Consider the following 11,700-nt stretch of genomic DNA (forward strand, 5'->3'; position numbering starts at 1 on the left):
GCATCTTAATTTTCAATTCAGCTTGATGTTATATCTTTGTGATAAGAAAAAAACCACCTTGATAGATTGAATATGCAAACAAATAGTGTGCCCGCGAAGCAATCAACATCTACAGATTTAATGATTCGCTTTTTGCATGTGGTGATGCTGCTAAGTTTTACAGGGGCTTACTTAACAGGTGATGCGGAAGAATGGCATCAGTTACATATGGCTTTTGGCTATACGTTGGGGATTAGTTTAGCTTTACGAATCGTATGGCAGGTGTTGAGTATGTTGAACAGCACACAGCCGACAGGAATTTCTAAACGTTTAGGCATGATTCAACAATTTGTAAAACGCGATTGGAAACAGCCACAGCAGTTTTTTTCATTACCGTTTTTAAAGTCAGGCAGTTCCAGTGCGTTTCAATTCAGTATTTTGTTGATTTGGTTGGCATTGCCTTTAACTGTGTTGGTTGGATTTTTCACCGATTATACCCAAAGTCATACTTTAAAAGAGCTACATGAATTTGCAGCAAATTTATTCTTAGCTGCGGTATTGGTGCATTTAGCGAGCTTAACTTTAAGCAGCGTATTGTTTAAAAAATGGCTTGCCAAAACCATGTTTTGGGGGTCGGGTAAACCTGCAGTATTAACGGTGTTGATCTGGATGATTTCAGTCGCAAGTTTAGCTGGCTTCTGGTGGTGGTATTGGCAATAAATTTGGATTTAGTACGAAAGAGGCATCCTGTTAGGGTTTCTTGATCAAGTAGAAGCATCCCATCAGCATTGCTCCTATCGTTGCTAAAAGCATATCCATGTGTGCATCCCAAATATCACCTTGCTGACCATTATAATTTTCAGCATCTTCTGGCGATAAGCCAAGCGCAATGAGCCATTCCACCCATTCATAAATTAAACTGCTTGCCATGATAAATTGAATGACCAAAAGATATAAAACGATAGGTTTGTTTTTTGGAAACCAGACTTCAAACAAGCGCAATAAAACAGGATAGAGCAAAATACCATAAGCCAAATGCACAAAACGGTCATACATATTGCGTGACCAACCCATGCTCTGATCTAAATTGAAGCCAAAGCTGTGCAAAATCCAATCATTATAGGGCACATAAGAATACAGATAATGTGCTCCGACAATATGAATCAGTAAAAATATTAAATACAGCACAAAGCTAGAAAAACTCAGTCCTACTTTTTTAAACGCAATCAATAAAGCCGCGAGCATAAAAACTGTGCCTGCCTGATGCAGTAGATACGATTCAAATTCCAGTGGTTGAATACTGGCAGCAAGCATGGCGAGTATGACTAAGCCTAAAGCACAGTAATGTTGAATGCGGAATTGATTTTGCATGTGATGTTTAAGTTGGAAGATTTGTTTTATTCTAATAAAAATGCGAAGCCGAAGCTTCGCATTTTTGTATTGTGATGAATGCTTTTACAAATTAGATTTTAGCAATTAAATCTTGAATTTGTTTTGCTTGTTCAGCTGCATTACCTGTGTAAGTTGCAGGCGTCATTGTCGCTAAACGTGCGCGATCTGCTGCAGGAACGCCTTCCAACTCATTACCATTCACGAAATCTAGCATCATGTCACGTGTCATAGCTTGACCACGTGTAAGAGCTTTTAATTTTTCGTATGGTTTTTCGATGTTATAACGACGCATCACAGTTTGAATTGGTTCAGCCAATACTTCTTGAGCATTGTCTAAATCTTCAAGAATACGTTGTGCGTTCAATTCAAGTTTGCCAATACCTTTAGAGCAAGCTTCAAATGCGATCAAGCTTTGTGCAAAACCAACACCCATATTACGCAATACAGTCGAGTCAGTTAAGTCACGTTGCCAGCGAGAGATTGGTAATTTTTCGCCTAAGTGAGCCAAGACTGCATTGGCGATACCCAAGTTACCTTCAGAGTTTTCAAAGTCAATTGGGTTTACTTTGTGCGGCATGGTTGAAGAACCAACTTCACCTTCTTTCAGTTTTTGCTTGAAGAAACCAAGTGAGATGTAGCCCCAAACGTCACGGTTGAAGTCGATTAGAATGGTGTTGAAACGACGTAGCGCATCAAACAATTCTGCCATATAGTCGTGTGGCTCAATTTGAGTCGTGTATGGGTTAAAGCTTAAACCTAAAGATTCTACAAATGCTTGAGAATGTGCAGGCCAGTTGATTTCTGGGTATGCAGAAAGGTGAGCGTTGTAGTTACCTACTGCACCATTGATTTTGCCCAAAAGCTCAACTTGCTTGAACTGTTTGATTTGACGTGCAAGACGATATGCCACGTTTGCCATTTCTTTACCCAAAGTTGTTGGGCTTGCAGTTTGACCGTGAGTACGTGACAACATTGGTTGATCTGCGTGTTTTTCTGCCAGTGCAACAATCGAATCAATGATTTGCTGCATCGCTGCAACCAATACTTCACGACCATTTTTAAGCATTAAAGCATGTGACAAGTTGTTGATGTCTTCTGAAGTACAAGCAAAGTGAATGAACTCACCTGCATTTTTTAACTCATCAATGTTGGCAATTTTTTCTTTTAAGAAATATTCAACTGCTTTTACGTCATGGTTGGTGGTGCGTTCAATTTCTTTAATGCGGTTGGCATCATCTTCAGAGAAATCTGCAACAATTGCATCTAATGCAGCATTCGTTGCAGCACTGAAAGCAGGTACTTCGGTAATTTCAGGACGATTGGCAAGCGCTTGTAACCAACGCACTTCAACAGTCACACGAGCATGGATTAAACCAAACTCAGAGAGGAAAGGGCGGAGAGCATCACATTTGCTTGCATAGCGCCCATCTAATGGAGAAAGTGCGGTTAAAGCGTTCATATCGATTCCTTAAACTTTGGAATTAAACCTAAAACAAAAGCGTGTTCAGCATGGTTTAAACCACCTGATACTGTAAACGCGCCAGATCTTGAATATCACGTAATAATTTACGTTTGCTAAATACCATGCCCCATGAACTGCCACCAAGTTGACGCCAAAGGTGTGCCATTTGTAAGCCTGTAAAAAGCGAAGCTCGAATTCGGTTGGTATGTGCAGAATCCTTAAATGCTTCTGCATTGCCACGTACCATAATGCGCGGGTTAATTTGTCCCGCAGTATCGACATAAGTTTGGGCTAAATTGGCAATAATACTGGGATGCAAATAGTTATGATCAAAAAATGAAAGTTGTTTTAAGATTTTTTGCTGTGACTGCTCAATAATTTGGACGTATTTAGGATTGCTATACACTTTCTTTTCTAATTGTAAGAGTGCCATCGCATACGACATGGGTAGTTTGGTATTGGATAGTTTAGGTAAACGCGATTTAGGAGCAGTATTAAAAGGTTGGTTGATGCTGCTTTCTAGCGTTTTTAAACCCAAAGAAATATCGGCCAAATGATTAAAAAAATCCAAAGTTTGCGAACTGTGATTGCTACTTGGACGGATATTTAAACTGGCTTTAATTAATTGCTCAAAATAAAAGTTACCGCTTTCACCAATACTTTGTCTGCCTGTGAGTGCAGTCATGTGCGTGAGCTGGGTGGCTTGAAACACACCCGCTAACGCCAAGGCACGATTTTGGCGAACATTCAGAGTTGGTGACTGTTGAAACGGTAACTCTGTCATCCAAAACAATCCTTAAATAAAATCGGGTTTAGGTGCATTGGTATGGTGAATCACACCACCGCCTAAACACATTTCGCCTGAATAGAATACGACACTTTGACCAGGAGTGACTGCACGTTGTGGTTCATCAAATTCCACACGTACACCGCCAGGCATGCTGTCATCATTGAAAATTACACAGTCCTGATCATCTTGGCGATAGCGAGTGCGACAAGTACAACGGAAGCCTGACGCTGGAATTTCTTGTTCACCTGCCACCCAATCAATTGCTTCGCTCCATAAAATAGTGCTTTGCATGAGTGGATGTTCATGACCTTGACCAATCACTAAACGATTGTTTTCAATATCTTTATGCAGGACAAACCATGCACCTTCAGCAACACCTTTTAAGCCGCCAATACCAATCCCGCCACGCTGACCGAGCGTATAGTACATTAAGCCGTGATGTTCACCAACCTCTTTGCCATCGTCTAAAACAATTTTTCCAGCTTGAGCAGGCAAATATTGTTTTAAGAAATCATTAAAGCGACGTTCACCAATAAAGCAAATCCCTGTCGAGTCTTTTTTCTTGGCAGTGACTAAATCTAGTTCTTCGGCAATTTTTCGGACTTGCGGCTTTTCAATTTCGCCCACAGGGAACAAGGTTTTATTGATTTCACGACCATGCACTGCATGTAAGAAATAGGTCTGATCTTTATTTTTATCTAAACCACGTAACAGTGGAGCGTAGGCTTCACCTTTGGAGTTGTACTGCGTTTCACCACGACGAGCGTAGTGGCCTGTAGCAATAAAATCTGCACCTAAATTCATGGCGTGATCTAAAAAAGCACGGAACTTAATTTCTTTATTACATAAAATATCTGGGTTTGGCGTGCGTCCTGCGGCATATTCGGCAAGAAAATGCTCAAAAACTCGATCCCAATATTCCATCACAAAGTTGGCTGTATGCAACTTAATGCCTAGCTTGTCGCACACCGCTTGCGCATCGGCAAGATCTTCCATTGCGGTGCAATATTCGGTGCCGTCATCTTCTTCCCAGTTTTTCATGAAAAGCCCTTCAACTTGATAACCTTGTTGAAGTAGAAGTGCAGCAGAAACAGATGAATCTACACCACCTGACATACCGACGATGACACGTTGTTGCATAGGATTAGGCATCCAAACTAGAAATAAGGGGAGAATTTTGGTGCTCGTAAATGAGCGATAAAGGATAAGATTGACCACTGAGCGCATCTTGAACCGCTTTCAGTACCAACGGACTTCGGGCACGTGCTGATTCAGCCAGTTCGTCTGCAGATATCCATACTGTACCAATAATATCGGGATCGAGCTGGGCTTGCGCATCATGTTGCAGCGATTCGGCTAGAAAGCAGAAGCGATAATAGGTGCGGTCAGGAAACATAGGCGGAGTATAGCTATAAATACCGAGTAAGGCATTAATTTTCACCCGATGCCCAGTTTCTTCCATGGTTTCACGTATTGCTGCTTCAATTAAGCTTTCGCCAGCTTCAACATGCCCTGCAGGCTGATTAAACACGCTATGCGTCACACCTTCTGTATGTTCTTCAACAAACAGGAATTTTCCGTTTTTTTCGATAACGGTGGCGACAGTAACGTGAGCAGTCCAAGCGGTCATTGAAAAGCACCATGGGGTAAAACGCATATTCTACAAAATTTAGGGGGATGTGGCTATGTTGAAAGGGGATTTCTTTAAAACTGTAAATGTAGGTTTGTGTAGTTGTGGGAAGATGTGAGGGGTACTTTGTTCTTTGATTCATTTGGTGATGCTGGATGTGATCTCATTTGCGCTAGGTGTTGTTGCCAAAGTCAAAGCTATTGCACAAATAGAAAAAGAGGCAGATATTGACCGTAAAGCTTTGTATAAAACTCTAAGTCAAGATTCAGCCTCTCGATTTGATAAGATTAATCATGTCATTCATACACTGAGTTTAAAATTAACGGTGCAGAACGTGTAATCCCTCAAATTACAACAATCAAAAAGAACTTTGAGGGGTGGATTATTGATAATTCCCCGCCACTTTTACATAGTGCCGTGCAGAATAAGGCAAAAACTCTTTTTCCTTGTCGGTTAAAGGACGAACTTTTTGCACAGGGCTACCCACGTACAAATAGCCACTTTCCAAACGCTTACGCGGTGGCACTAAAGACCCTGCGCCAATCATTACATCATCTTCAATAATGACATCATCCAAAACAATTGTGTTGATGCCCAATAACACCCGATTGCCAATGGTGCAGCCGTGTAAGGTCACACCATGTCCAACTGTGACATCTTCGCCAATAATCAGCGGTGAACCTTCAGGTTTGTCGGCTTTTTTATGGCTAACATGCAGCATGGCATGATCTTGCACATTGGAATTTTGACCAATCCGAATATGGTTAACATCACCACGAATCACGGCAAATGGCCAAACCGATACATTTGCGGCCAAATGCACATCACCAATCACCACCGACAATTCATCTACATAACAGCTTGCGTCAATTTTTGGGGTTTGCTCTAAATAAGCACGCACATTTTTTTTCATGATGGACAAATCTTTAGCTTATAAATTTAGGATTGAGGACAGTATAAAATAAAAAAGCACACATGCGGGCATGTGTGCTTTGCGCTTTAGTCTAAGCTTATGAATCTTAGAATAAGTTGCTAAAGAATTGTTTGATATGGTCTAGCATACGTGCAAAGAAACCCGCTTCTTCCACTTCCTGCAACGCCACCAATGGTTTTTCAGCAATCACTTTACCATCTAAGGTTGCGACATATTTACCAATCACTTGACCTTTTTTCAAAGGAGCAGTCAATTTAGGTTGAACCACCAATTGAGTTTTAATTTGGTTGGCTTTGCCTTTTGGCATGGTCACGTTAAAGTTTTCTGGCAAACCAATTTGTGCTTCTTTGCTTTTACCGTACCATACTTTTGCTTTAGCTAAGACTTGGTTGGCAGGCTGTACACGTACAGTTTCGTAGTTTGCATAACCCCAAGCTAACAATTCACGAGTTTGAGTTGCACGAGCTTGCATGGTTGGCGCACCAAAAATCACCGAAATTAAACGCATTGGGCCACGTTTAGATGAAGTGGTTAAGCAGTAACCCGCTTCGTTGGTATGACCTGTTTTTAAACCATCCACGCTTGGGTCGGTATATAACAGGGCATTACGGTTGCCTTGTTTAATTCCATTAAAAGAAAACTCTTTTTCAGAATAAATTGGGTAGTATTTTGAGCTGTCATGGATGATGTGCTGCGCTAAAGTCGCCATATCTTTTGCGGTAGAAAAGTGACCTTCAGCAGGCATACCCGTAGAGTTCATAAACTGGGTATTGCTCATGCCAATACGTTTGGCTTCTTCATTCATCATGTGAACGAATGTGCCTTCATTACCTGCAATGTGCTCTGCCATGGCTTTAGATGCATCGTTGCCCGATTGCACGATAATTCCGCGTAGCATTTCAAGTACAGTTGCTGTGCCATTTAAAGGAACATACATACATGATTCTGTGCTGCTGCCACGACACCATGCAGACTCATTCATGCGGACTTGTTCATCTTCCGTGAGTTCGCCTTTTAATAACTTTTGTTCAATGATGAAACTAGTCATCATTTTGGTCATTGAGGCAGGGGCGAGTTTTTCGTTTTCATTTTTTGAAGCTAAAATTTGTCCCGTCTCATAATCCATCAAAACGTATGATTTGTTATTGAGTTCTGGTGGTGTAGCTAAGACAGTTGCTGCATAAGAAAAGCTTGGTAATAGTAATAATGCAGCAAGGGCGCTTTTTGGGGTCATTCTAAGAGGTTCCAATACTTGAGGTATGCACAAAAGAGCTAGCATTTTAGGGCAAAGCTCAGCCGACTTCTATGGGAGAAATCGGCTTATTGATAAAAGTATTGTAACCAAATTGTATTATCTGCTATATGCTGTCAATTCTTGGCAAATTGCTTGGTTTTTGGCTGTTCCAGCAGCTTTGGCATCGGCACGGGCTTCTTTTAAAATTGGCTGGAAGCTTTTTTGTTTGCTGAGTTTACTTAAGGCAGTAACAGCGTCTTTTTCTTTAGGCATATATTCTTGGGCAAGTTTTGTATAACCCTGATGAAATTGATCTTGTTCTTTGACTAGTGAAGGGCAAACTTCAGATAACACATAAATAGCGGCTAATTCTTGCTGAGTCACTTGTTGTAATGGCGTCACTTCAATATTTTCTTCTTGCGCAATTGCGGCTTGACTTAAACCCAAACTGAGCGCAACTGCGCCAAAAAAATGAACTGCACGTGAATTTTTTAAGCCAGAAAATTGCATATCAAGTACCTTAAATATTGTTTGAACTGAATCTACCGATTCATTTAAGTGCTTATAAGATGAATCATTTATTTGCGAATTGAAAGAGTGAAAATGTATTAAAGCTGTGTGATCTGAGCGCAAATCATGTATAAAAAGTGAAGATTAAAGTCTGAAATTTGAAAATCAGTGGCTTGATATAAAGCGTAAAATAATAGTGGAAAAATACCAGATATAAAAACTAAGCATAAAATTTAAGGCAAACTTTGAAAGTTTGCCTTAAAGGGTGAGTATGCAAAATTATTTACAGGCTCAAAATAGTATTTAAATCATGTGATCTAAAGTGCTAATTCTAAAGCTTCCTGACACACTACTTTTTGCTCTTCTTTGGCTGTATCTTTTGCTGCTTCACGCGCTTCAGCTAAAACGGATTGATATTCTGCGTCGGCTTGTAGTTTGGCAAGCGTCATGTTCGATTCTGAATAATCTTGTAGATAAGTTTGAATCAGTGCTTGAATATTGGCATCTAATTTTGCATTTTTTCCAATCAGTGCAGGGCACATTTCAGTCATGACTTGTGCCGCTGCAACATCTTCTTTCACAATCGTATTGGCTTCTGCTGCAGTCAAATCTTCTGCAATTACAGACTGCGTTAATACAGCAGCAAAACCTAGACCCAATAAACGACGAAATGACAAAGCTAAAATCATGAGAATCACATATATTTTTGGATGGATGTTAAGCGCTAAATATATATAATCTTTTGTATATTTCAATGAAATGTGCTGATCAGTCATTTTGTTGTCGTGTGCTTATTAAATGTGCTTAGGCATGAATCAGGCACAAACAAGTTTAAGATTGAACCGACGTTGCTATATTTTAGTATATAACCTTTATATTTGTTTTATCTGAGATTTTTCTGTGAATATTTTGATAGCCAATGATGATGGCGTGTTTGCACCTGGTATCCAAGCTTTGGCGAAAGCCTTAAAACCTTTGGGTCGCGTGGTGATTGTTGCACCCGAAAGTGAACGCAGTGGTTTTTCGAGTGCGCTGACTTTAGACCGACCATTACGTCCTGTGCAAATTGCTGAAGATGTCTGGGCAGTGAATGGTACACCTGCAGACTGTGTCTATTTGTCGATGAATGGATTGTTCGATTTCGAATTTGATTTGGTGGTCAGCGGCATCAACAGCGGTGCAAATCTAGGGGATGATGTACTGTACTCAGGCACAGTCGGTGCGGCATTTGAAGGACGTTTGATGAAACAGCCTGCGATTGCGGTATCACTTGCAGGGCATAATGTACGTGCTTATCAGCATCCGCAAGATTATATGCAGGCAGCGCAGTGGGTACATGACTTTATTGCTCAAGGTTTACCAAGTTTACCTGCACGACATATTATTAATGTGAATATTCCAGATGTGCCAGTGTTGCAGGGCACAAAAATTACCTATCAAGGACAGCGTACCCAATCTAAGCCAATTACTAGTCAGGTCGATCCACGAGGGCGTCAAGTGTATTGGATTGGTTTGTCGGGCGAGGCAGTGGCTGCACCGAAAAAAGGCTTAACTGAAATTGAGTCTGATTTTTTTGCGGTAGCAAATGGCTATGTCAGCGTGACACCAATTCAGATGGATGCCACCAATTATGACGTTTTGCAATCATTGCACAGTCAATTTTCCCAAATTGGCTAACTAATGTTATAACTTTGTGAAAAAGTAGCTTGTAAGCCTCATTACAAGGACTTTTTTGCTACTCTTAGCGCAATAGAAAATATTTAGAATTTGTAGAGAGGAAAGAATGCCTGTGGTGTTTCAGTATCGTTTATTTAGCACACCAACAGCATTGTTGAAAACCTTAGTGTTATCAAGTGCTGTTGTGGCTACCGTCGTGTTGAGTGGTTGTGCCTCTAAACCTCAAGTGAATAATTCTGCACGTTATGCAACAGCGCCGAATTTTTATACTGTACGTTCAGGTGATACTTTAAGTGGTATCGCTGCACGTTATGGTTTGAGCTATCTCAGCATTGCAGAAATGAATGATATTGCACCGCCGTATCGTATTTATGTCGGGCAGTCGATTCGTTTGAAAGCGGGCAATGCACCACGTACAACAAGCACTCGCCCTGTAACGCAGGCTGCACCAATTCAACGTCAAACAGTCACTTTACCAACGACACCTGCACCGGTAACATCGACTACAACCACGACCACTAGCTCAACAACACCAAGTACACCGGTGCGTAGCAGCACATTGCGCTGGGTGAAACCATCTCAAGGTGCTGTGATTGCACAGTTTAATTTGGCAAGTAATATCAAAGGAATTCGTTACGGTGGCAATGTAGGTGACCCAATTTATGCCGCAGCAGATGGGCAGGTGGTTTATGCTGCAGATGGCTTAAAAGAATATGGAAACTTGATTTTAATCAAGCACATTGATGGTTATATCACCGCCTATGCACATAACAGTAAGATGAATGTGAGCAGTGGTCAAAATGTCACAGCGGGTCAAAAGATTGCTGAAATGGGTTCTTCTGGTGCAACACGTACCATGTTGGAGTTTCAGGTACGTCTAGATGGCAAGCCAATCAATCCAACTAATGTTTTACCAATAAATTAAATATCACGAATACAAAGCATAAATTTCACCGTATAATACAATAAGTTGCTTTTATCGATAGATGAGGGCAACGATTATAATTTCAGAGGGAATTTATGTTAGACCAACTTCGAGCAATGGGTGTATTTGCTTGTGTTGTTGAAAAAAGCTCGTTTAGCGGTGCAGCACGTGATTTAGGGATCACCACCAGCGCCGTCAGTCAGCAAATCCGTTCACTAGAACAAGATATGGAAGTCACGCTTCTGCATCGTTCTACTAGAAAACTGAGTTTGACTGAAGCAGGACAAGCTTTTTTCCACAGTTGTCAAGAAATGCTCGCCGCTGCTGAGCGTGGTAAAATACGCATTAATGAGTTAAGAGATGATTTGGTCGGTGATTTAAGAATTGCCACCACTCCAGAATTAGCCGCGAACCATGTGATTCCCGCACTTTCTCATTGGCTGTCTGCCCATCGTGGCTTGTCTGTACATCTAGAAACCGACAATCAATACATTGACCTGATTGATGGTCGTATTGATATTGCGCTGCGTATGAGTCCAATAATTGAAGATCAAAACCAGCATGTGATTCCTATTGCACTTATTGACCAAGTTTTAGTCGCATCACCTAGTTATTTAAATCAAACCGCGCCCATTTCACGTCCTGAAGATTTAAAACATCACGAGTTAATTCCATTAACCATTATGAAGAATTTTCAGCAACTCAATTTTAAGCATATCAGCACTGCTGAAAATGTGGATGTAGAGTTGGGCTCGCGTCTATCGACCAATAATGTGTTGGTGTCTAAATCTTTGTGTATGCAAGGGCATGGGCTTGCGCGAATTTTGCATTTGGATATTCAAAAAGATTTGCTTAATGGCAGTTTGGTTGAAATTTTGCCTGAGTGGAAATTACCCGCATTTACCTTGTATGCAATCATTTCCAAACATGAGCAACAACCGATGAAAGTACATCGTTGTTTGGAAGCCTTAAAACAATATTTTTCTCAATTGCCGGGTGGGCGAGTGTTTCAAGAAGCATCTTAATTGAATGTTGATAATATAACCCCAGTTACGGATAAGCCAAAGATTTAATCACATGAATTTTAGGCTTATTCTTTTGGCAAAGTTGATACGCACATAGTGAAGAAAATACGCCTGCTAAAAAACCAGCAATCGAACGATGTTT

Annotated in this window: 14 protein-coding genes and 1 pseudogene; 5 read left to right on the forward strand and 10 right to left on the reverse strand. The window is 40.8% G+C overall.

Annotated features, from left to right (window positions below):
* Positions 1-72 precede the first annotated feature (72 nt).
* Positions 73-699, forward strand: coding sequence for a cytochrome b/b6 domain-containing protein (locus FTU71_RS12820; protein ID WP_004971665.1), 627 nt, complete (start codon positions 73-75; stop codon positions 697-699).
* A gap of 30 nt (positions 700-729) precedes the next feature.
* Here the strand turns inward: FTU71_RS12820 and FTU71_RS12825 are convergent, their stop codons facing one another.
* The 5 genes from FTU71_RS12825 to FTU71_RS12845 all read right to left on the reverse strand — a co-directional run bounded on the left by FTU71_RS12825 (position 730) and on the right by FTU71_RS12845 (position 5,253).
* Positions 730-1,350 (reverse strand): DUF2238 domain-containing protein, encoded by a 621-nt coding sequence (locus FTU71_RS12825; RefSeq protein WP_004971662.1) that lies wholly within the window; start codon positions 1,348-1,350, stop codon positions 730-732.
* Between the two features lie 91 nt (positions 1,351-1,441).
* Entirely contained in the window at positions 1,442-2,830 is a 1,389-nt protein-coding gene (gene purB / locus FTU71_RS12830; protein ID WP_004971661.1) for an adenylosuccinate lyase, read from the reverse strand.
* Between the two features lie 55 nt (positions 2,831-2,885).
* A complete protein-coding gene (gene hflD, locus FTU71_RS12835; RefSeq protein ID WP_096901082.1) occupies positions 2,886-3,617 on the reverse strand; it encodes a high frequency lysogenization protein HflD in 732 nt (243 codons plus the stop codon).
* A gap of 12 nt (positions 3,618-3,629) precedes the next feature.
* Positions 3,630-4,763 (reverse strand): tRNA 2-thiouridine(34) synthase MnmA, encoded by a 1,134-nt coding sequence (mnmA, locus tag FTU71_RS12840; protein WP_180112056.1) that lies wholly within the window; start codon positions 4,761-4,763, stop codon positions 3,630-3,632.
* Between the two features lie 4 nt (positions 4,764-4,767).
* Positions 4,768-5,253 (reverse strand): NUDIX hydrolase, encoded by a 486-nt coding sequence (locus FTU71_RS12845; RefSeq protein ID WP_168418185.1) that lies wholly within the window; start codon positions 5,251-5,253, stop codon positions 4,768-4,770.
* A 133-nt stretch (positions 5,254-5,386) separates the two neighbouring features.
* On the opposite strand from FTU71_RS12845, the gene FTU71_RS12850 reads away from it, so the two are divergent.
* Positions 5,387-5,593: a DNA-binding protein gene (locus FTU71_RS12850; RefSeq protein WP_104851773.1), complete on the forward strand. Its 207-nt coding sequence runs from the start codon at positions 5,387-5,389 to the stop codon at positions 5,591-5,593.
* A gap of 42 nt (positions 5,594-5,635) precedes the next feature.
* Here FTU71_RS12850 and FTU71_RS12855 read toward each other — a convergent pair whose 3' ends face one another.
* The 4 genes from FTU71_RS12855 to FTU71_RS12870 form a co-directional block, all read right to left on the reverse strand.
* Entirely contained in the window at positions 5,636-6,166 is a 531-nt protein-coding gene (locus FTU71_RS12855) for a gamma carbonic anhydrase family protein (RefSeq protein WP_004971648.1), read from the reverse strand.
* A gap of 106 nt (positions 6,167-6,272) precedes the next feature.
* Complete coding sequence (gene dacC, locus FTU71_RS12860; RefSeq protein WP_004971646.1) at positions 6,273-7,421, reverse strand: D-alanyl-D-alanine carboxypeptidase PBP5/6; 1,149 nt, start codon at positions 7,419-7,421, stop codon at positions 6,273-6,275.
* Positions 7,422-7,538: 117 nt separating this feature from the next.
* Complete coding sequence (locus FTU71_RS12865) at positions 7,539-7,931, reverse strand: MCR_0457 family protein (RefSeq protein ID WP_004971644.1); 393 nt, start codon at positions 7,929-7,931, stop codon at positions 7,539-7,541.
* Positions 7,932-8,248: 317 nt separating this feature from the next.
* Positions 8,249-8,620, reverse strand: coding sequence for an MCR_0457 family protein (locus tag FTU71_RS12870; RefSeq protein WP_026438310.1), 372 nt, complete (start codon positions 8,618-8,620; stop codon positions 8,249-8,251).
* Between the two features lie 211 nt (positions 8,621-8,831).
* On the opposite strand from FTU71_RS12870, the gene surE reads away from it, so the two are divergent.
* The 3 genes from surE to FTU71_RS12885 all read left to right on the forward strand — a co-directional run bounded on the left by surE (position 8,832) and on the right by FTU71_RS12885 (position 11,558).
* Complete coding sequence (gene surE / locus FTU71_RS12875) at positions 8,832-9,608, forward strand: 5'/3'-nucleotidase SurE (RefSeq protein ID WP_179993900.1); 777 nt, start codon at positions 8,832-8,834, stop codon at positions 9,606-9,608.
* A 106-nt stretch (positions 9,609-9,714) separates the two neighbouring features.
* The gene (locus FTU71_RS12880; RefSeq protein ID WP_104851774.1) at positions 9,715-10,533 is read left to right on the forward strand and encodes a peptidoglycan DD-metalloendopeptidase family protein; all 819 of its coding nucleotides are present in this window, start codon (positions 9,715-9,717) and stop codon (positions 10,531-10,533) included.
* Between the two features lie 95 nt (positions 10,534-10,628).
* On the forward strand, positions 10,629-11,558 hold the full coding sequence (locus tag FTU71_RS12885) for a LysR family transcriptional regulator (protein ID WP_131261144.1): 930 nt from the start codon (positions 10,629-10,631) through the stop codon (positions 11,556-11,558).
* 25 nt (positions 11,559-11,583) lie between these two features.
* Here FTU71_RS12885 and FTU71_RS12890 read toward each other — a convergent pair.
* Positions 11,584-11,700 (reverse strand): annotated as a pseudogene (locus FTU71_RS12890) (IS982 family transposase); the annotation flags it as partial.

It is taken from the genome of Acinetobacter sp. YH12136, assembly GCF_013418545.1.
GTDB lineage: Bacteria > Pseudomonadota > Gammaproteobacteria > Pseudomonadales > Moraxellaceae > Acinetobacter > Acinetobacter towneri.